This window comes from Cellulomonas sp. JZ18 (assembly GCF_009720485.1).
In the GTDB taxonomy this organism is placed as follows: domain Bacteria; phylum Actinomycetota; class Actinomycetes; order Actinomycetales; family Cellulomonadaceae; genus Cellulomonas.
In genome coordinates, this window is record NZ_CP045245.1 from 635,614 (window position 1) to 654,485 (window position 18,872).

Genomic DNA, 18,872 nt, shown 5'->3' on the forward strand with positions numbered 1-18,872 from the left:
GAAAGGTGCTCCGGTCCCGCCGCGCCCTCTCTACACTCCGGCGGGTGACGATCGGCGGGAACCCGGAGGAGGTGCGCGCCCGGGCGCGGCGTGTGCGGGCGATGGCCGAGGACCTCGGCTCGACGGCCGACACCGTGCGGGCCGGGGCGGGCATCGAGTGGGTCGGCGTCGCCGCCGACCGGTACCGCGACCGGCTCGTGGACCACGCGCAGCAGGTGCAGGCCGCACGGGACGAGCTGCTGGGCACCGCCGCGGCGCTGGACCGGCTCGCCGACGCGCTGGAGGAGCGGCAGGCGGCGATCCGCAGGGCCATGCAGGCGGTCGAGGACGCCGTGGACGACGCCCGGCGGACGGTGTCCCGGCTCGCGGGCGAGGCGCTGAGCGAGGCGGAGCAGGCGACGCGGCGGGCCGCGCAGGAGGTGCTCGAGCGGGCACGGACGCTGCCGCTGCCCGGTGCCCCGGAGTGGACCACCGTCGCGAGGACGATCGGAGACCTGTGGTGACCGCTGCCCTGCAGCCGCTCGACGGCGCGCTGCGTGCGCGCCTCGACGAGCCGGACTGGCGCGTCGTGAGCGACGGCGTCCCCGACCTGCCGACCTGGTCACGGCCCCTGCCGACGACCCGCGCGGGCGACGCGGCGGAGCCCGTCGAGGAGCCCGGTGCCGTCGACCCGGCCCTGCGCGCGGCCGTCGGGCTGCGCGCGTCCGCGCTCGTCGAGGTCGAGGTCGCGGCGGCCGGCGGTGAGCGCGCCGTCCTCGCCGTCCTGTGGGCCGACGCGCACGCCGGCGCCGCGCTCGCGCGCGGCGTGGACGTCGTGCCCCGGGGCGGCCCCGACGCCGCCGTGCTGCGGCCGGGCGTCGAGGTCAGCGCGTTCGACGTCGACCGCCTGCTGGACGAGGTGCTGCGGCTGGTGCCGGACGCGCCGGTCGTCGTCCCGGCCGCCGAGGCGGTCGTCCCGGAGGAGCTGACGATCGGGCTCGCGCAGGCGATCCGCACGGGCGACCGCAGCACGGTCGAGGCGCTGTGCGCCGCCCTCGGGGTCCCGGAGCCGCCCGCGGTGGTCGACGCGGCCGTGCGGAGCCTGTCGGGGAACCTCACGCTCACGGCCCGCAGCCGTGGCCGTGACGACGTGAGCGCCGGGACGTGGCTGCGGTGCGACGCCGGCTGGGTCGAGCTCGTGCGCACCGGTGACGGGATGGTCCGGCACACGCCGCGCACGCGCGAGGGCATCGCGCGCCGGCTGCTGTCGGACCTGACGGGCCGCATGGCGGCCGCGCTGCGCACCGCCGGTGCCGGCACGGACGGCGAGGAGGGGGACGCGTGACCATCGACGTGCAGGGCGGTGCCGGCGGGATCGGCGCGCGCCTGCAGGACCTGCGCTCCGAGGCGGACCTGCTCGACCGGCTCGGCGACGACGTGCGGGAGTGGTCCGGCGCGGTCGCGAGCACCGCCGTGGACGAGGACGTGCTCGCCGCGGTCGTCCTGTGCCCGGGAGAGGTGGCGGCCGTCGAGGCGGCGGTCGCCGCGGCGACCCTCGGGCCGCAGGGCATGCTCGTCGTCAGCACCGGCTTCGAGACGACCGCGGTCGCCCTGCGGGCGTCCGCGAGCACCTACGAGCTCGTCGACCGGGCCAACGAGCGGGCGCTCGAGGCGCTCGGCAACGCCGCCGGGTTCGGCCTCGGGCTCGCGCTGCCCGGCCTGGTCGTCGGCGGCGGCCTGCTGGCGGCCGGCGGCGGGCTGCTGCTGCTCACCCGGCCCGGCGGACCGCAGCTGCTCGCCGCCCTGGCGGACCAGCGCGAGCGGCTCGGCGAGATCGCGCTGCGCGGCCTGCACGAGACCCCGTGGCTGTTCGAGGGGCTCACGCGCATGGCGCCCGGTCTCGTGCAGGGCGGCGCGGTGAGCATCAGCACGCTGCTCGCCGGGCCGACCGGCGGCCTGACGCTGCCGGTCCTGCTGTCGGGCGGGATGTGGCCCACCGGTGACTACGAGGACGCGGTCGCGGGGCTCATCAACGCCGGCGGCCGGTTCGGGCTGTTCGAGGACGCCGGGGACGTGAACGTGGGCAAGGCGCCGATCCCGAGCTCCGTCACGGTCGTCGACGGCGACCAGCGGGTCATCGTGCCCTACGGCGCGGACCTGCACGCGCCCGGCTCCGTCGAGGACATCTTCATGGAGCAGTACGACCTCTACCGCGAGTCGGACCCGGACAACAGCGGGCAGGTGCAGATCGTCACGCGGCACCACCCCGACGGCACGGTCACGCACGTCGTCCAGATCCCGGGGACCGAGGAGTGGGGGGCGCAGCGCGGCGACAACCCGTTCGACCTGACGTCGAACGTGCACCTCATGGCCGGGCACGACACGTTGATCGAGAAGCAGGTCATCGCCGCGATGAAGGCGGCCCGCATCGAACCCGGTCAGCCGGTGATGCTCACGGGCCACAGCCAGGGCGGCATCATCGCGGCGTCGCTCGCCTCCGACCCCGCGTTCCGCGCGCAGTACTCGGTCGAGAGCGTCGTCACGGGGGCTCGCCCATCGCGCGGTTCGACATCCCGCCGTCGGTCTCCGTGCTCGCCCTCGAGCACGACCAGGACGTCGTGCCCATGCTCGACGGCCGGGAGAACCCGGACCGCCCGAACGTCCTGACGATCAACCGGGACGTCCAGGCGTCGCAGACCACCGTGACGACGCCGTACACCGGCGGCCACCGGGAGGACATCGGCGTCGGGCCGCTGAGCATGCACGACAACCGCCTGTACGCGCAGACGGGAGCCCTGGTGGACTCGTCCACGGACCCGGGCGTCCAGCAGTGGCGGCAGGACCAGCAGCGGTTCTTCACCGGCGACCCGACGGTGACCCGCTGGGAGGTGAGCAGCCGGTGAGGTCCGCGGGGCGCCGCCGCACGGCGGGCGCGCCCGTGGTCCTCGTCGCCAGGGCCGGGTCGTCGGCGATCCCGGCGCGGGTGGCGGTCGCGCTGGTCGCGGGGCTCGCGCTCGGCGCGTGCTCGACGCCGTCGTCCGGCGTCCCCGACGACGTGCTGGTCGAGCAGATCGCCGGTCTGCCCGGCGTCACCTCCGTGACCCTGGAGTTCCAGCGCGACCCGACGTACGGGCCCCACTACGAGGGGGAGATCGTCGTGGACCCGGGCCTGACCGAGGAGGAGGCGCGGTGCGTCAGCGCGCAGGCCTGGGAGATCCTCTGGCAGGGGCGCAGGACCCAGACGTCGAGCGTCAGCTTCGTCCACGGCGACGACAGGATCGGCTCCTTCGGCGACGGGGACGGCACCGACTACTACGGCCCGCGTCCCGCCGGGCCGCGCGCCACGGCGACGATCACGCCGTGCCGGCCGTCGTGAACCGCCGTCGGGAGGTGCCCGTGGTCCGCGGTCGACGCGGGGCCGTCGTGCCGGCCGTCGTGCTCGTCGCCGTGCTCGCCGGCTGCGTGCCGCCGTTCGGCAGCGTGGACGACGAGACGCTGTTCGAGCAGATGCGCGCGGTGCCGGGGGTGGAGTCGGTCGAGGTCGAGTTCCAGCAGGACCCCACGTACGGCCCGCACTACGACGGGGAGATCGCGCTCGAGCCGGGCCTGACGGAGGACGAGAGGCGCTGCGCGCTCCGCAGCATCAGCGAGCTGTTCTGGCAGGGCCGCGACACCCAGACGGACGGCGTCTCGGTCTCCTGGGACGGCGAGAGCGCGCTGCTCACCGTCTCCGACGGCCTGGCCGAGCGGTTCGGTCCCCGCCCCTCGGAGCCGCGCGCGTCGGCGACCCTCACGCCGTGCCCCTACCTCACCGCGACGCCCTGACGGCGGCCCGGCCGGCGGCCGGGGCGGACGTCCCGACGGGCGGTTCGGCGGGGTGGCAGACTGCGGTCGTACCGCATCCGTCTACGTGCAGGAGATGCCGCGATGCCCATCGCAACCCCCGAGGTCTACGCCGAGATGATCGACCGGGCGAAGGCCGGCAAGTTCGCCTACCCCGCCGTGAACATCACGTCGTCCCAGACCGTCACCGCCGCCATCCAGGGCTTCGCGGAGGCCGAGTCGGACGGCATCATCCAGGTGTCCGTCGGCGGCGCCGAGTACGCCTCGGGCTCGACGATCAAGAACCGCATCAGCGGCTCGCTGGCGCTCGCGGCCTACGCGACCGAGGTCGCGAAGAACTACGGCGTGACGATCGCGCTGCACACCGACCACTGCGTCAAGAAGAACCTCGACTCGTGGGTCCGCCCGCTGCTGGCGCACGAGGCCGAGCAGGTCAAGCGCGGCGAGAACCCGCTGTTCCAGTCGCACATGTTCGACGGCTCGGACATCCCGCTCGAGGAGAACCTCGTCATCGCGGCGGAGCTCCTCGAGCTCTCGCAGGCGGCCCGCACGATCCTCGAGATCGAGGTCGGCGTCGTCGGCGGCGAGGAGGACGGCCACGAGGCCGAGATCAACGAGAAGCTCTACACGACGGCCGAGGACGGCCTCGCGACCGTCCGCGCGCTCGGCGCCGGCGAGAAGGGCCGCTACCTGACGGCCCTGACGTTCGGCAACGTGCACGGCGTGTACAAGCCGGGTGCGGTCAAGCTGCGCCCGTCGATCCTCGCGGACATCCAGAAGGCCGTCGGCGACGAGATCGGCAAGGAGAACCCGTTCGACCTCGTGTTCCACGGTGGTTCGGGCTCGACGGCCGAGGAGATCTCCGAGGCGGTCGACAACGGCGTCATCAAGATGAACATCGACACCGACACGCAGTACGCGTTCACGCGCCCTGTCGTCGGCCACATGTTCACCAACTACGACGGCGTGCTGAAGATCGACGGCGAGGTCGGCAACAAGAAGGCCTACGACCCGCGCGCCTGGGGCAAGCTCGCCGAGGCGGGCATGGCCGCGCGCGTCGTCGAGGCGTGCCAGCAGCTGCGCTCAGCGGGTCAGAAGCTCTCCTGACCCCTGCACCACGCACGACGGCCCCGGACCTCGCGAGGTCCGGGGCCGTCGTCGTCCCACCGGCGGTGGACCGGCGGGCTCGTCTCAGGGAGTGGTCGAGTCCACGGGCTCGAACGGCTCGGCCGTGTCGTCGTCGTCCACCACGTCGAGCAGCTCGCCGATGCGGGTCACCTCGAGGAGGAACCGCACCGTCGGCGGCACCCGCAGCAGGCGCACGCGGTGCTCGCTGCGGATCGACAGGCGGGCCAGGAAGGCGACACCCGACGAGTCCATGAACGTCACGTGGTGCGCGTCGACCTCGATGGGCAGACCGCGCTGCTCGGCCTCGGCCGTCGCCTCCTGGAGCTCAGGCCCCAGGTCCGCGTCGACCTCGCCCGACAGGACGATCCGCGTACGGTCCGTCCCGACGATGACGTGCACGGCCCCGGGCTCACCGGCAGCCGGTCCCCGCCCGACTCCGTGGTGCGCGTGGGCTCGCCCTGGTCGGGGCTGTTACCGTCTCGCACGATGCTCCTTCCGGCGCAGGGGGAGGGGCTCGCCGTGTGGTCGAGTTTGTCCGTCCGCTCGGCACGCTAGACGATCGGAGGTGGTGGTGGTCAACTCCCACGCCTCCGCGTCGCCCGCGCGTGCGGCGTCGGGCGTCCTCGACGGGGTGACGCCGGACCTCCTCGCGGGCGCGCTGGGAGCCACTCTCGTCCCGACGGCGCTGCTGAGGGCCGTGCCGGACGCCCTGCACGTGACGTGGGTCAACGACGCCCTCGCGCGCGCGACGGGGTACGACGCGCGCGACGTCGTCGCGCTGGACGTGCTGACCGACCCGCGTGTCCGACCCGTGGACGTCACGGCGGCCCGCACCGGCCTCGCGGCGGGCCTGCCGTTCGCGCAGCGGGTCGTGCTGCGGCGGCCCGACGGCACGTACGTCCAGTGCATCGCGCACCTCGCCCCGTCGGCCCTGCCGGTGCCGAGGGCGGCGCCTGGGTCGCGGCGCTCCAGGACCTCACCGCGCAGCTCACGGAGCGCGCCGAGCAGGTCGCCCTGGTGGAGGCGGAGCGGCGCGAGCGGCGCAGCCTGTCCCTCATCGCGCGCGTGTCGGACCTGCTGATGGACGTGGACGAGCCGCACGGCCTGCGCGAGATCGCGTCGCTGCTGACGGCCGAGGTCGTCGGCTGGGCCCGCTTCTACCTCCACGACCGCGGTCTGTGGGCCGCCGAGGGCCTCGACCCGCGGCGACCGGGCGGGGCGCCCCGGCCCGACGGGCAGGGCCCCCGGCTGCCCACGTCGTGCCCCCGCGACCCCGTGGGACGGCTCCTCGGCGGCTCCCTGGACGAGGCGGTCGAGCTGGAGCTCGGTGCGCCCCAGCCGGAGGGGACGTACGCGCAGTGGCTCGCCGCGCACGTCGTCGCCGGCCCGCCGGCGCGCGAGCGCCCGGGCCGGGAGCGCGGACCCCTCGACCGCACGGCCCCGGAGCCCGTCGGGGCGCCCGGGCCGGCCGACGGCCGCCTCGTCGTGCTCCCGGTGCCGGGGCGGCGGCGCACCGTCGGGCTGCTCGTCGTGCAGCCGCGCGGCGGGGGCGGTCTCGCGGCGCTCGACGCGGGCACGCTCACCGTCCTCGAGCTCGTGGCACGCCGCGTGGGCCTGTCGATCGACAACGTGCGGCTCTACGACCGCGAGCACCGCCTCGCGGAGACGCTGCAGCGCGCGATGCTGCCCGAGCAGGGCGAGGTCGACGGGCTCGACGTCTGGACCTACTACTCGCCCAACGCGGACGACGCGCAGGTGGGCGGCGACTGGTACGACGTGCAGCAGCTCGGGGACGACACCGTGGGCGTCGTCGTCGGCGACGTCGTCGGGCACGACGTCGAGGCGGCGGCCGCGATGGGGCAGCTGCGCTCGGTGGTGCGCTCCTACGCCATGGACGTCGCGACGCCCGGCGCCGTGCTCGACCGCGTCGACCAGCTCTTCGGCGGCCTGCGGATCCCGCGTGCGGCGAGCCTGGTGCTGTCGACGCTGCAGCGGCACCGGGACGGGCGCTGGCTGCTGCGCTACGCGCGCGCGGGGCACCTGCCGGTCCTGCACGTGCGCGACGGCCACGCGACGCAGCTGCGCGACGCGGGCGGGCCCCTCATCGGCTTCGGCACGGGCGGGCGCGGTACCGCCGACGCGCTGCTCGAGCCCGGCGACGTCCTCGTGTACTACACGGACGGGCTGGTGGAGCGCCGCGACCGCAGCCTCCGTGACGGGTTGACGGTGCTCGAGAGCGTCGCGGCGAGCATCACGGCGCGCGACGCGCCGGGCATCGGCGAGGACCTGCTCTCGCGCCTGGCCGACCACCCGGAGGACGACGTCGCCGTCGTCGTCGTGCGGGTGCCGGACCCGGAGGACCACCTGCGTGGCACGACCAGCCCGCGCCGGCGGCGCTGGTCGCTGCCGAGCGAGCCGGCGTCGATCGCGCGCGCCCGGCACGCGGTCGTGCGCACGTGCGAGGCGTGGGACATCCCGGAGGCGTCGAACGCCGAGCTCGTCGTCAGCGAGCTCGTCGCGAACGCGGTCCTGCACGGCTGGGGGCACGTGGCGCTGCAGCTCTACGACACCGGCGACGGGCTGCGCATCGAGGTGGAGGACGCCAACCCGACGCCGCCCGTCACGACCGACGGCCACCCGGGGCGGGTCGGCGGGTTCGGGATGCAGATCGTCGAGCGGCTGTCCGACTGGGGCTGGCGCCAGTCGCGCGGCGGCAAGGTCGTGTGGGCGAAGGTGCGCCCGGGGGCGCTGCCGCGGCCGACGCGCGACGACGGCTGACGCGCGACGACGGCTGACCCGCGTCACGAGGCCGGCGCGCGGGTCCTCGGCGGACCGGCCGCCCCGCCCGCGCGGCCGTGCGGTCAGGCGGGCGCGTTCGCCCGGTCGGCCTCGGCGACGTCCTCGAGCGGGTCGCAGCGGTGCGACGTGTCGATGCGGAACAGGTCGAGCGCGCCGCAGATCTCCAGGACGAACAGGTCGCGCTCGGCGGCGCCGCGCAGCACCGTCGCCCCGCCGCGGCGGCGGCCGGAGTCGGCGAGCGAGATGAGGAAGGCCGCGCCGGTCGAGTCCATGAACGTGACCCGGCACATGTCGATCACGAGCAGCTGGCGGCGCAGACCGACGACCCGCGCGGTGACCTCGGGGAACTGGTCGCGCTCGGCGAGGTCGAGGTCGCCGGCGATGACGAGGGTCGTGGTCGTGGACGACGTCGAGATCTCGATCATGGTGCTCCGCAGCGACGGTGCCGACGGGGGAGGGGATCGGCCGCGGCACGGCCTGCTGGTCGGCCGTTCGACTGTAGCCGCGGTGCCGAGCGGTCGCACCTCGGCCCCGGGTGACTCCGCCGCCGACCACCGCGAGGGCGCGCGGTGGACGCCGCGCGATCCCGCACGTCTGCCCGGCGTCGCCCCGCGGGTGCAGACTGGCGGCATGGCGCACGAGAACCTGCTGGACGGTCCCGCACCCACGCACCTGCCCGCCGACGGCCCCGACGGCGCCGCCCGCACCGCGCTCGCCGTCGGTGAGGACCCGCGGGACGTCGCGCGCGTCGCGCCGGCCTCGTCGCTCGCCTGGGCGCTGCTCGCGGAGCGCGCGGACGACCCGGTGGACGCCTACGCGTACGCGCGCACCGGCTACCACCGCGGGCTGGACGCGCTGCGTCGCGCCGGCTGGCGCGGGCAGGGCCCGGTCCCGGCCGCACACGAGCCGAACCAGGGCTTCCTGCGGGCGCTCCTGGCGCTCGCCGAGGCCGCCGACGCGATCGGCGAGAGCGACGAGGCCGCGCGCTGCCGCCAGTTCCTCGTGGACTCGGGCACGTCCGTCGACGAGGTCCGCGCACTGCGCTGACCCCGCCGGGCGGGCGGGCGGCACCCGCGTCAGCGCCCTCCGGTACCCTTCCGGGTGGCCGCGGGTCACTGCCGCCCGCGCCCGGGTCACCCGCGCCGCGAGCCCGCTCGCGCCCGTCTGCGGGCGGAGCCGCACCGCAGGCAGCAGGAAGTGGTGATCTGCATGCCCGCCGTCGTGGTGCTCGGCGCCCAGTGGGGCGACGAGGGCAAGGGCAAGGCGACCGACCAGCTCGGCGACCGCACCGACTACGTCGTGAAGTTCAACGGCGGCAACAACGCCGGGCACACGGTCGTGATCGAGGGCGAGAAGTACGCGCTCCACCTGCTGCCGTCGGGCATCCTCACGCCGGGGGTCGTCCCGGTGATCGCCAACGGCGTCGTCGTCGACCTCGAGGTGCTGTTCGAGGAGATCGAGGCGCTCGAGGCGCGCGGGGTGGACACCTCGCGCCTGCTGGTGTCGTCTGCGGCGCACGTCATCGCGCCCTACCACCGGACGATGGACAAGGTCACCGAGCGCTTCCTCGGTAAGCGCCGCATCGGCACCACGGGCCGCGGCATCGGCCCGACGTACGCGGACAAGATCAACCGCGTCGGCATCCGCGTGCAGGACCTCTTCGACGAGAAGATCCTGCGGCAGAAGGTCGAGGGGGCGCTCGACCAGAAGAACCACCTGCTGGTGAAGGTGTACAACCGCCGCGCGATCACGGTCGACGAGACCGTCGACGAGCTGCTGCGTCACGCGGAGCGCCTGCGCCCGATGGTCGCCGACACGCCGCTCGTGCTGAACCGTGCGCTCGACGAGGGGAAGACCCTCGTGTTCGAGGCCGGGCAGGCCACGATGCTGGACGTCGACCACGGCACGTACCCGTTCGTCACGTCCTCGGCGTGCACCGCCGGCGGCGCGTGCACCGGCTCGGGCGTCGGCCCCACGCGCATCGACCGCGTCGTCGCGGTCGCCAAGGCGTACACGACGCGCGTCGGCGAGGGCCCGTTCCCGACGGAGCTGCTCGACGACGACGGCGAGTGGCTGCGGCAGACCGGCGGCGAGTTCGGCACCACCACCGGGCGGCCGCGCCGCACCGGCTGGTACGACGCCGTCGTCGTCCGCTACGCCTCGCTCGTCAACGGGCTCACGGACCTCGTCGTGACCAAGCTCGACGTGCTCACCGGCCGCGACCGGATCCCCGTCTGCGTCGCCTACGACGTCGACGGCCGCCGGGTCGAGGACATGCCGGTCGACCAGAGCGACTTCCACCACGCGAAGCCCGTGTACGAGTACCTCGACGGCTGGACCGAGGACATCTCCGGCGCCCGCTCGATGGACGACCTGCCCCGCAACGCGCAGCGCTACCTGCAGTTCCTCGAGGACGTCTCGGGCACCCGGATCTCGTCGGTCGGGGTCGGCCCCGGCCGCGAGGCGACGATCATCCGGCACGAGCTGCTCGCCTGACGCCCCGGGCGGCGGACGGGCGTCCAGCAGGAGGGCCGTCCGCCGGCCGGTACGCTCGGCGCCCGTGGACATCCTCGTCGTCGGCACCGGTGCCCGTGAGCACGCCCTCGTCCGTGCGCTGTCGCTCGACCCGGAGGTCACCGCGCTGCACGCGGCGCCCGGCAACCCGGGGATCGCGCGGCACGCCGAGCTGCACCCCGTCGACCCGCTGGACGGTGCGGCCGTCGCCGAGCTCGCGACGTCGCTCGGCGTCGACCTCGTCGTCGTCGGGCCCGAGGCGCCGCTCGTCGCGGGCGTCGCGGACGCCGTGCGGGCCGCCGGCGTCCCGGTCTTCGGCCCGTCGGCCGAGGCCGCCCGGCTCGAGGGCTCGAAGGCGTTCGCGAAGGAGGTCATGGCCGCCGCCGGCGTGCCGACGGCCGAGCCGCGCGTCGCCACGTCGCTCGAGGAGGTCGAGGCCGCGCTCGACGCGTTCGGCGCGCCGTACGTCGTCAAGGACGACGGCCTCGCGGCGGGCAAGGGCGTCGTCGTCACCGACGACCGGGCGGCGGCCCTCCGGCACGCGCAGGCGTGCCTGGCCAAGGAGGGTGCCGCCGTGGTCGTCGAGGAGTACCTCGACGGGCCCGAGGTGTCGCTGTTCGTGCTGTCGGACGGCACCGACGTCGTGCCGCTCGTGCCCGCGCAGGACTTCAAGCGCGCGTTCGACGGGGACGCCGGGCCGAACACCGGCGGCATGGGTGCGTACTCGCCGCTGCCGTGGGCGCCCGAGGGTCTCGTCGACGAGGTCGTCGAGACCGTGGCGCGGCCGACCGTCGCCGAGATGGCGCGCCGCGGGACCCCGTTCGTCGGGGTCCTCTACTGCGGTCTCGCACTGACCGCCCGCGGCGTGCGCGTCGTGGAGTTCAACGCCCGGTTCGGCGACCCCGAGACGCAGGTCGTGCTCGCGCGGCTCGGGACGCCGCTCGGCGGCGTGCTCCACGCCGCCGCGACCGGCCGGCTCGCCGAGCTCGAGCCGCTGCACTGGCGTGCCGACGCGGCCGTGACCGTCGTCGTCGCGGCCGAGGGGTACCCCGAGAGCCCGCGCACGGGTGACCCGATCACGGGCCTCGACGCCGCCGACACCGTGCCCGGCGTGCACGTGCTGCACGCGGGCACCGCGGTCCGCACGACGGGGGAGACCGGGGAGAACCCGCTGAACGCGCCGCTGCTGGTCTCGGCCGGCGGCCGCGTGCTGTCCGTCGTCGGGGTGGGGGAGACCCTCGCCGACGCACGACGCGCCGCGTACGTGGCCGTCGACGCGGTCAACCTCGGCGGGTCGCACCACCGCACGGACATCGCGCTCGCGGCGGCCGAGGCGGCGTCGCGGGGCTGACGCCGCGCCCGGGCCGGCCCGCCCGGCGGGGCGTCACCCCGCCACGCCGAGCAGGGACCGCGTGATCCGCTCGGAGTCGCCCGTCATCTCCGCGATCGCGGCGCCCAGGTCCTGGTCCTGCACGGCACGGCCGGCCTCGGCCGCGAGCAGCACCGCGCGGCGGATGGCCTCCTTGACGAACGACGCCGTCATGCCGGCGGTCGCGCCCGCCGCGGCCGACAGCGCGGCGTCCGTGAACGGCAGCCCCTGCCCGTAGAGGTCGAACAGCCGCCGCCGCGCGCGGTCGTCGGGCAGGGGGATCTCGACGGCCAGGTCGACGCGGCCGGGACGCTGCGCGAGCGCGGGCTCGAGGACGTCCGCGCGGTTGGTCGTGAGCACGAAGGTGACGTCCGCGTCGGCCGCGAGCCCGTCGAGCGCGTCGAGCACCTCGAACAGCACGGGCGAGCTGCTGTGCACCGAGCGCTCCTCCGCCACCAGGTCGCAGTCCTCGAGCACGACGATCGACGGCTGCAGCGCGCGCGCCGTCTCGGCCGCGACGCCGATGAGCTGCAGGGCCGGGCCGGACAGCAGGATGACGGTGGTGCCCGGGCTGGCGCCGACGAGGTGGCGCACGGTGTGCGTCTTGCCGGTGCCGGGCGGGCCGTACAGCAGCACGCCGCGCTTGAGGTGCTGCCCCGCCGCGCGCAGGGCGTCGCGGTGCCGGGCGACGCCGAGCACCTGGCGCTCGACGCGCTCCAGCGTCCCGTCCGGCAGGACGACGTCCTCCCGCGGGACGACCGGGCGACGCACGTGCACGACGCCCGACTCGCCCGGGTCGAAGGGCGACCCGGAGAACGTCACCACCTGACCGCGCAGCGCGCTGCGCGCGTCCATCTCGTGCCGCACGCGCGTGAGGACGTCCGCGGCGACGGCGTCGTCGGGGCAGAGGACCTCGACCAGGGGCGCGCCGTCGTGCCGCATGCTCGCGCGGCGCTGCAGCAGCGCCACCGGCACGTCGTCCACCGCGAACAGGTGCAGCCCGAAGGCGACGACCTGCCGCGCCGTGTCCGGTCCGGTGGCGGCCCGGTGGTAGTCGACGGGCCCGAGCGGGAAGTGCGCGGGCCACGTACCGGCGTTCTGCAGGATCTCCGACAGCGACTGGTGGGTCTTCTGGTCGCCGCCGCCGATGCCGACCAGGCGCCCGCCGCCGGCTGCCTCGACCACCGCGGCCACCGCGATGTCGACGTCGACGCGGCGCAGCACCGGCAGCTGCGCGGCGTGCACGGGCAGCCCGCGGGGCTCGGTGCGCAGGTGCGCCGCCAGGACGGGCAGCAGCGGCTCGACGTCCCCGGGCTGCTCGCGCTGGCGCCGGGCGGCCGCCTGCGCCAGCGCCTCGTGCGCGGCGAGGTAGGCGTCGAGGTGGGCGTCGAGCTGGTCGTCCGTGATCTGCTGCGGCATGCCGGTCTCCCGTCGTCGGTGCCGCCCACGGTAGGGGCGGCCACCCCCGGCGCGGACCTGTTTCCCGGTGCGGACGCGCACCCGGTGCCGGCGGCCCGCACGGCAGACTGTGCGCGTGACCGACGCGACCCCCACCGTCCCCGTCCTGCCCGGCTGGCGGCACGTCTACTCCGGCAAGGTGCGCGACCTGTACGAGCCGGACGACTCGGTCGCCGGTGTCGCGCTGCGCGACCGGCACGGCGACGTCGTGCTCGTGATCGCCAGCGACCGGGTCTCCGCGTACGACCACGTGCTCAGCCCCGGGATCCCGGGCAAGGGCGTCGTGCTGACGCAGCTGAGCCTGTGGTGGTTCGAGCAGCTCGCGGACCTCGTGCCGAACCACGTCGTGACGACGGACGTGCCGGAGGCGGTCGCCGGGCGGGCGATGGTGTGCCGGCGGCTCGACATGGTGCCGGTGGAGTGCGTGGCGCGTGGGTACCTGACCGGGTCCGGACTGGCGGAGTACCGCGAGACCGGGGAGGTCACCGGCATCCGGCTGCCCGCGGGGCTGGTCGACGGGTCGCGCCTGCCTGAGCCGATCTTCACGCCCGCGCGGAAGGCGGAGCTCGGCGAGCACGACGAGAACGTGCGGTTCTCCGCGGTCGTCGACCTGGTCGGGCCGGAGACGGCCGAGCGGCTGCGCGACCTCACGCTCGCGGTCTACGGCCGGGCCGAGCAGGTCGCACGCGAGCGGGGCGTGGTCCTCGCCGACACCAAGCTCGAGTTCGGCACCGACCCGGACACCGGCGAGCTGACCCTCGGCGACGAGGTGCTCACGCCGGACTCGTCGCGGTTCTGGCCGGCGGACCAGTGGGAGCCCGGCCACGCGCAGCCGAGCTTCGACAAGCAGTTCGTGCGGGACTGGCTGACCTCCGCCGCCTCGGGCTGGGACCGGGCCGGCGACGTGCCGCCGCCCGCGCTGCCGCAGGACGTCGTCGAGCGGACCCGCGACCGCTACCTGGAGGCGTACGAGCGCCTGACGGGACGTCCGCTCGCCCTCTGACGCCGCGGGCCGGCGGGCCCGCTCAGAGCAGCGTCAGCACGCCGAGCGCGCCCACCGCGAGACCGAGGACGAGCGAGACCGCGATGAGCACGGCGTGCACCGTGCGGAACCGGGTCGGGCGGCCGGCGGCGTCGCGCGAGCGCGGGTCGGCCGCGATGCGCTGCCAGAAGCGCGGCCAGATCAGCAGGTTCCACAGACCGGTGGCGACGAGGACGACGGACCAGACGACGGGCAGCTCCACGTCGGCGATGATCGCACGCACGCCGGGCCGGCACCGGTGCGGCGACCCGCCCCGCGGCGTAGGTCAGGCCAGACGCACGTCGACGGGCTCGCGCAGCGGCCGCCACGCGGCCCCTCCGGACCGCGGCGCCACCCCCGTCAGCACGTCGGCGGCGGGCAGCGGCCCGAGGTCGAGCCCGGTGAGGTCCACGACGTCGACGACCGGCACCTGGAACGTGCGGAACGGTCCCAGCGGGGGCGGGTCGTCCGCCGCCTGCGCCGCCGCCGCGGCCGCCGCGAGCGCGTCGTCGTCGAGCTGCGGCGACTGGTCGAGCACGAAGGCCGCGGCGGCGAGCGTGCGCCCGGCGTCCACGGCCCACGCGACGACCTTCCAGTAGCGCCGCGGGACGCCGACGCCGCGGTACACCGGGTCGTCGTCCGCGAGCACCGGTCCCGTCAGCACGGTGAGGCGCAGACGGTGCGCCCGCGCGTGCGTGAGCACGTGGTCCTCGAGGCCGAGCCACAGGGTGGCGTCCTGGTTGAAGCCCGCCGCCTGCGGGGCAGCGTTCGGGTAGGCGAACGTCTCGCGGTTCGCCCGCAGGGCGACGTCCGCGTCCCCCCACACCGCGTCCCGGCGGCGCACGAGGTGGCCGCGGTCGAGGTCGTTGTGCGCGTAGAGCTCGGGGCCGCACTGCTCGTCGGCCGGCACCCGGGGGTCGAGGTACCAGTCGTCCTCCCGCGGGACGTCCCGCAGGAGCGCGCCGTCGACGTCGACCACCGTCGCCGCGGCGAGCCGGCGCACCGGGTCGAGCAGCACGGTGAAGTGCGTCGAGGGCAGCACGCGCACCGGGCGGCCGGGGTCCGGCAGCGGCACGCGGGGCCCGAGGTGGTCCGGGTCGTGACCGGCGGCGTCGTCCTGGCGCGTCGCGTCCATGCTCCGACCGTAGCCACGGGCACCGACGTGTGCGCGGGGGCTGGCGGCCATGCATCGTGACGCGATATATATCGACCGTGCGCCTGACCGAGCAGAGCTACCTGGTGCTCCTCGCCCTCGCGGAGGAGCCACGGCACGGCTACGGCATCGTCCAGGCGGTGCGCGAGCTGTCGGACGGGGAGGTCCGCCTCGGGGCGGGCACGCTGTACGGCGTGCTCGACCGCCTCGTGGCCGCGGGCTGGACCGAGGCCGCGGGCGAGGAGGTCGTCGACGGGCGGCTGCGCCGGTACTACCGCCTGACGGGTCAGGGGCGCGAGGCGGTCACCGCGCACACCGAGCGGCTCGCCGCGCTGGCGCGCCGCGCGAGCCGGGTCGTTGGGCCGGTCGGCCGTCCCGCCGCGGGAGGTGCCTGGTGAGCCGGCCCGCGGCGACGCCGCTGCCCGGGGTCGACCCCCGCTTCGCGCGCTCCGCGCGGCGCTGGCTCGTCGCCTACCCGCGGGACTGGCGGGAGGAGCGCGCCGACGAGGTCACGTCCCTGCTGGCCGACCTCGCGGCACCGGGGGCGCGGCGCGTCGGCGCGCGTGCCGGTCTGCCGCTGCTGTGGTCCGGGCTGGCGACGCGCCGCCGCCGGCGGCCGCCCCTGCGCGTCGTCCTCGGCTACCGCTTCCTCGCCCGCCCGGTGCCCGCTCGCTACCGCGCATGGGTGCGGGCCGACCTGACCGACCCGTGGCGTCCGCTGTGGGCCGGGTGGTGGCGCCTCCTCGGGTCGACGCCGATGCTCGCGATGCTCGTGGCCACGGCCGACGCGACGCACGACGTGCTCGGGGTGCTCACGTTCCTCCTCGCCTTCGCCGCGACCGCCTCCGCGTGCGACGCCGCGTACCGGCGCCGCGACGCCGAGCGGCACCTCCTGCCGAGCGCGGGCGAGCGCCTGCAGCCGGGGGACGCGCGCCGCGCGGAGGTGCTGCGCGACCGCGCCCAGGCCCTGCCGGCGGTCGAGGCCGCCGTGCGTGCCCTCGTCGTCCTCGCCCTCGGCTCGGCCGCGTGCCTCGTCGTCGCCGCGGCCGGCGGCGGCCTGGGGGCGGGCACCGCGGTGACCGTCGCGTGCGGTGCCGCACTGGGGCCGGTCGCGCTGCGACGGGCCCGACGCCGGGCGCCGCTGCTGGACGGGCTCGTCCCGCAGCCGGGGCGCCGCATGGTGCTCCCGACGACGGGTGCGCTCGCGGCTGCGCCACTCGGCGCGGCGGCCGTCGTCGGCCTCGCGGCGACCACCCTCGCCGCCGGTGACGAGCGGGCGGTCGTGGCGACGGTCGCCCTGGCGGCGGGCGCGGCCGGCGCGCCGGTGCTCCTGTGGTTGCGTGGGTGGCTGCGGACCCGGCGCCGTCTCGCCGGCGTCGACGTCCTGCGCGCCCTCGCGACGGGGCGCCGCCCGCCGCTCGACCTCCCGCGTCCGGGGCTGGTCCTCGTGCCGCCCGCGGCGCGCGGGACCGACGGCGGCGTGCTGTCGGACGCGTGAGGGACGGCCTGCGCGGCGCTCCCCGCCGCCGTCCGCGGACGGCCCGTCGGTCCTGCCCCCGACGGGCCGTAGGATCGGAGGGACCCCCCACCGTCGCGAACCAGGGAGCACCCGTGGGACGAGTCGTCGTCGACGTGATGCCGAAGCCGGAGATCCTCGACCCGCAGGGCAAGGCCGTGGCCGGTGCGCTGCCGCGCCTGGGCTTCGGGCAGTTCACGTCCGTGCGCCAGGGCAAGCGGTTCGAGCTCGAGGTGGACGGGCCGGTGACGCCCGAGGTGCTCGAGGCCGCCGCGGCCGCCGCCGAGCAGGTCCTGTCCAACCCGGTGATCGAGGACGTCGTCCGCGTCGCCGACATCGAGGCCGACGCCGCCGCGACGGTGGCGAGCCAGGGTCTGGCCTGATGACCCGCATCGGCGTCGTCACGTTCCCCGGGACGCTCGACGACCGCGACGCGGCCCGTGCCGTGCGCCTGGCCGGCGGCGAGCCCGTCGCGCTGTGGCACGCGGACGCCGACCTCAAGGGCGTCGACGCGGTCGTGCTGCCGGGTGGGTTCTCCTACGGCGACTACCTGCGGGCCGGGGCGATCAGCCGGTTCGCGCCCGTCATGGGCGAGGTCGTCGAGGCCGCCGGCAAGGGCCTGCCCGTGCTCGGCATCTGCAACGGCTTCCAGGTCCTCACCGAGGCGCACCTGCTGCCGGGCTCGATGATCAAGAACGAGAGCCTGCACTTCCTGTGCCGGGAGCAGGTGCTCACGGTCGAGAACAGCGACACCGCCTGGACGCGCGAGTTCGAGCGCGGCGAGGACATCACGATCCCGCTGAAGAACCAGGACGGCCAGTACGTCGCCGACGAGCGCACCCTCGACGAGCTCGAGGGCGAGGGCCGGGTCGTGTTCCGCTACCAGGGCGGCAACCCGAACGGCTCGCGCCGCGACATCGCCGGCATCACGAACGCCGCGGGCAACGTCGTCGGCCTCATGCCGCACCCCGAGCACGCGGTCGAGCCCGGCTTCGGCCCCGACGCCGCGCAGGGCCCGCGCAGCGGCACGGACGGCCTGCGGTTCTTCACGTCGGTGCTGCGCGCGCTCGTCGGCTGACGCCCGTGGCCGGCGACGTCGACGCGACGACGTCGGTGCGCGTCGACGTCGTCGCCTGGGACGACCCGGACGCCCGCGCACTGCGTGACGCCCAGCAGGCCGAGCTGCGCGAGCGGTACGGCGAGGACGACATCGGGCACGACATGACGGGCGAGGAGATCGCCGCGATGCTCGTGCTGCGCGTCGACGGCGAGCCCGTGGCGTGCGGGGCGCTGCGCGACGGGACGCGCGACCTCGGACCGGGGACGGGGGAGCTCAAGCGCATGTACGTGCGTCCCGGCTGGCGCGGGCGCGGCCTCTCGCGACGCGTCCTCGACGCGCTCGAGGAGGCGGCCCGTGGGCGCGGGTTCCGCCGCCTCGCGCTCGAGACCGGGGTCCTGCAGCCGGAGGCGATCGGCCTGTACCTGTCCGCGGGGTACCGGCCGGTGCCGCGCTGGGCCGAGTACGCGGACGCCCCCGACTCCCGCTGCTTCGCGAAGGAGCTCGGCGGGGACGGTCCGGGCGCGCCGGCGACGGCGGTCCCGGTCGACGTCGCCGTCGTGCCGGTCGCGTGGGAGGACCCGGAGGCCGTCGCCCTGCGCCGTGCCCTGGTGGCCGAGCCGGCCGCGCGGGGCCCCGCGGACCGCGCCCACGGTCCCGACGACGCGGTTCCGGCCCGCTCCGACGCGGACGCCGGGCAGGGCGTCCTCACGACGCTCGTCGCGCGCCGCGACGGCGCGGCGGTCGGGTGCGTGGCGGTGCGCCGGGCGCCCGCGCCGTGGCCCGACGGGTGGGCCGAGGTGGAGCACCTGTACGTGGTGCCCGCGCTGCGCGGCCGGGGCGTGGGGCGGGCGCTGGTCACGGCCGCTCACGACGCCGCGCGGGCCGCGGGCTGCACGGCCGCCGTCCTCGCCACCGGCGTGCGGCCGCCGACGTCGGTCACGCTGTACCTCGCGCTCGGCTACCGACCGGTGCGTCCCGCCGTCGACTGGTCGTCGACGCCCGACGTGCTCTGGTTCGCGCGCCCGCTCTGAC

At 76.0% G+C, this 18,872-nt stretch carries 22 protein-coding genes; 17 read left to right on the plus strand and 5 right to left on the minus strand.

What is annotated here, in order from left to right; translation table 11 throughout:
* Positions 1 to 44 precede the first annotated feature (44 nt).
* The 7 genes from GC089_RS02845 (at position 45) to fbaA (ending at position 4,929) form a co-directional block, all read left to right on the plus strand.
* Positions 45 to 503, plus strand: a complete 459-nt coding sequence (locus tag GC089_RS02845) for a putative T7SS-secreted protein (RefSeq protein ID WP_155376395.1) — start codon at positions 45 to 47, stop codon at positions 501 to 503.
* On the plus strand, positions 500 to 1,324 hold the full coding sequence (locus GC089_RS02850; protein WP_155376396.1) for a hypothetical protein: 825 nt from the start codon (positions 500 to 502) through the stop codon (positions 1,322 to 1,324). Before GC089_RS02845 ends, GC089_RS02850 begins: the two co-directional genes overlap by 4 nt.
* A complete protein-coding gene (locus tag GC089_RS02855) occupies positions 1,321 to 2,646 on the plus strand; it encodes a hypothetical protein (RefSeq protein ID WP_155376397.1) in 1,326 nt (441 codons plus the stop codon). The genes GC089_RS02850 and GC089_RS02855 overlap by 4 nt, the downstream gene beginning before the upstream one ends.
* Positions 2,604 to 2,882 (plus strand): hypothetical protein, encoded by a 279-nt coding sequence (locus GC089_RS02860; RefSeq protein ID WP_155376398.1) that lies wholly within the window; start codon positions 2,604 to 2,606, stop codon positions 2,880 to 2,882. Before GC089_RS02855 ends, GC089_RS02860 begins: the two co-directional genes overlap by 43 nt.
* Positions 2,879 to 3,355, plus strand: a complete 477-nt coding sequence (locus tag GC089_RS02865; RefSeq protein ID WP_155376399.1) for a hypothetical protein — start codon at positions 2,879 to 2,881, stop codon at positions 3,353 to 3,355. The genes GC089_RS02860 and GC089_RS02865 overlap by 4 nt, the downstream gene beginning before the upstream one ends.
* 20 nt (positions 3,356 to 3,375) lie before the next feature.
* Positions 3,376 to 3,804 carry a hypothetical protein gene (locus tag GC089_RS02870; RefSeq protein WP_155376400.1) on the plus strand — a complete coding sequence of 143 codons (429 nt, stop codon included), beginning with the start codon at positions 3,376 to 3,378 and terminating at the stop codon, positions 3,802 to 3,804.
* A gap of 102 nt (positions 3,805 to 3,906) precedes the next feature.
* Complete coding sequence (fbaA, locus tag GC089_RS02875) at positions 3,907 to 4,929, plus strand: class II fructose-bisphosphate aldolase (protein ID WP_155376401.1); 1,023 nt, start codon at positions 3,907 to 3,909, stop codon at positions 4,927 to 4,929.
* An 84-nt stretch (positions 4,930 to 5,013) separates the two neighbouring features.
* Here the strand turns inward: fbaA and GC089_RS02880 are convergent, their stop codons facing one another.
* Positions 5,014 to 5,349: an STAS domain-containing protein gene (locus GC089_RS02880; RefSeq protein WP_136518311.1), complete on the minus strand. Its 336-nt coding sequence runs from the start codon at positions 5,347 to 5,349 to the stop codon at positions 5,014 to 5,016.
* A 504-nt stretch (positions 5,350 to 5,853) separates the two neighbouring features.
* On the opposite strand from GC089_RS02880, the gene GC089_RS02885 reads away from it, so the two are divergent.
* Entirely contained in the window at positions 5,854 to 7,728 is a 1,875-nt protein-coding gene (locus GC089_RS02885; RefSeq protein WP_230685020.1) for a SpoIIE family protein phosphatase, read from the plus strand.
* Between the two features lie 83 nt (positions 7,729 to 7,811).
* Here the strand turns inward: GC089_RS02885 and GC089_RS02890 are convergent, their stop codons facing one another.
* A complete protein-coding gene (locus GC089_RS02890; RefSeq protein WP_155376402.1) occupies positions 7,812 to 8,174 on the minus strand; it encodes an STAS domain-containing protein in 363 nt (120 codons plus the stop codon).
* 205 nt (positions 8,175 to 8,379) lie between these two features.
* On the opposite strand from GC089_RS02890, the gene GC089_RS02895 reads away from it, so the two are divergent.
* From GC089_RS02895 to purD, 3 genes are all read left to right on the plus strand, one after another.
* On the plus strand, positions 8,380 to 8,796 hold the full coding sequence (locus GC089_RS02895; protein ID WP_155376403.1) for a DUF3151 domain-containing protein: 417 nt from the start codon (positions 8,380 to 8,382) through the stop codon (positions 8,794 to 8,796).
* Positions 8,797 to 8,958: 162 nt separating this feature from the next.
* Entirely contained in the window at positions 8,959 to 10,245 is a 1,287-nt protein-coding gene (locus GC089_RS02900; RefSeq protein WP_155376404.1) for an adenylosuccinate synthase, read from the plus strand.
* A 64-nt stretch (positions 10,246 to 10,309) separates the two neighbouring features.
* Entirely contained in the window at positions 10,310 to 11,614 is a 1,305-nt protein-coding gene (gene purD / locus GC089_RS02905; RefSeq protein ID WP_155376405.1) for a phosphoribosylamine--glycine ligase, read from the plus strand.
* Between the two features lie 33 nt (positions 11,615 to 11,647).
* Here purD and GC089_RS02910 read toward each other — a convergent pair whose 3' ends face one another.
* Complete coding sequence (locus tag GC089_RS02910) at positions 11,648 to 13,051, minus strand: ATP-binding protein (RefSeq protein WP_230685021.1); 1,404 nt, start codon at positions 13,049 to 13,051, stop codon at positions 11,648 to 11,650.
* Positions 13,052 to 13,166: 115 nt separating this feature from the next.
* Here GC089_RS02910 and GC089_RS02915 point away from each other — a divergent pair, with 115 nt between their 5' ends.
* Positions 13,167 to 14,093 carry a phosphoribosylaminoimidazolesuccinocarboxamide synthase gene (locus GC089_RS02915; protein ID WP_370514062.1) on the plus strand — a complete coding sequence of 309 codons (927 nt, stop codon included), beginning with the start codon at positions 13,167 to 13,169 and terminating at the stop codon, positions 14,091 to 14,093.
* A gap of 22 nt (positions 14,094 to 14,115) precedes the next feature.
* Here the strand turns inward: GC089_RS02915 and GC089_RS02920 are convergent, their stop codons facing one another.
* Positions 14,116 to 14,355, minus strand: coding sequence for an SCO4848 family membrane protein (locus GC089_RS02920; RefSeq protein ID WP_370514063.1), 240 nt, complete (start codon positions 14,353 to 14,355; stop codon positions 14,116 to 14,118).
* Between the two features lie 42 nt (positions 14,356 to 14,397).
* The gene (locus GC089_RS02925; RefSeq protein ID WP_155376408.1) at positions 14,398 to 15,246 is read right to left on the minus strand and encodes a DNA/RNA non-specific endonuclease; all 849 of its coding nucleotides are present in this window, start codon (positions 15,244 to 15,246) and stop codon (positions 14,398 to 14,400) included.
* 77 nt (positions 15,247 to 15,323) lie between these two features.
* On the opposite strand from GC089_RS02925, the gene GC089_RS02930 reads away from it, so the two are divergent.
* From GC089_RS02930 to GC089_RS02950, 5 genes are all read left to right on the plus strand, one after another.
* Positions 15,324 to 15,662: a PadR family transcriptional regulator gene (locus tag GC089_RS02930; RefSeq protein ID WP_230685022.1), complete on the plus strand. Its 339-nt coding sequence runs from the start codon at positions 15,324 to 15,326 to the stop codon at positions 15,660 to 15,662.
* The gene (locus GC089_RS02935) at positions 15,659 to 16,762 is read left to right on the plus strand and encodes a hypothetical protein (RefSeq protein WP_155376409.1); all 1,104 of its coding nucleotides are present in this window, start codon (positions 15,659 to 15,661) and stop codon (positions 16,760 to 16,762) included. Before GC089_RS02930 ends, GC089_RS02935 begins: the two co-directional genes overlap by 4 nt.
* A gap of 113 nt (positions 16,763 to 16,875) precedes the next feature.
* Complete coding sequence (purS, locus tag GC089_RS02940; RefSeq protein ID WP_136518107.1) at positions 16,876 to 17,163, plus strand: phosphoribosylformylglycinamidine synthase subunit PurS; 288 nt, start codon at positions 16,876 to 16,878, stop codon at positions 17,161 to 17,163.
* Positions 17,163 to 17,858 (plus strand): phosphoribosylformylglycinamidine synthase subunit PurQ, encoded by a 696-nt coding sequence (purQ, locus tag GC089_RS02945; RefSeq protein WP_155376410.1) that lies wholly within the window; start codon positions 17,163 to 17,165, stop codon positions 17,856 to 17,858. The genes purS and purQ overlap by 1 nt, the downstream gene beginning before the upstream one ends.
* Positions 17,859 to 17,863: 5 nt before the next feature.
* Positions 17,864 to 18,871: a GNAT family N-acetyltransferase gene (locus GC089_RS02950; protein ID WP_230685023.1), complete on the plus strand. Its 1,008-nt coding sequence runs from the start codon at positions 17,864 to 17,866 to the stop codon at positions 18,869 to 18,871.
* Position 18,872: the final 1 nt, after the last annotated feature.

Coding starts and splice junctions, on each gene's coding strand:
- GC089_RS02910 (WP_230685021.1), bottom strand. CDS start 13,051: ATGCCGCAGCAGATCACGGACGACCAGCTCGACGCCCACCTCGACGCC.
- GC089_RS02900 (WP_155376404.1), top strand. CDS start 8,959: ATGCCCGCCGTCGTGGTGCTCGGCGCCCAGTGGGGCGACGAGGGCAAG.
- GC089_RS02895 (WP_155376403.1), top strand. CDS start 8,380: ATGGCGCACGAGAACCTGCTGGACGGTCCCGCACCCACGCACCTGCCC.
- GC089_RS02890 (WP_155376402.1), bottom strand. CDS start 8,174: ATGATCGAGATCTCGACGTCGTCCACGACCACGACCCTCGTCATCGCC.
- GC089_RS02925 (WP_155376408.1), bottom strand. CDS start 15,246: ATGGACGCGACGCGCCAGGACGACGCCGCCGGTCACGACCCGGACCAC.
- purQ (WP_155376410.1), top strand. CDS start 17,163: ATGACCCGCATCGGCGTCGTCACGTTCCCCGGGACGCTCGACGACCGC.
- fbaA (WP_155376401.1), top strand. CDS start 3,907: ATGCCCATCGCAACCCCCGAGGTCTACGCCGAGATGATCGACCGGGCG.
- GC089_RS02860 (WP_155376398.1), top strand. CDS start 2,604: ATGCTCGACGGCCGGGAGAACCCGGACCGCCCGAACGTCCTGACGATC.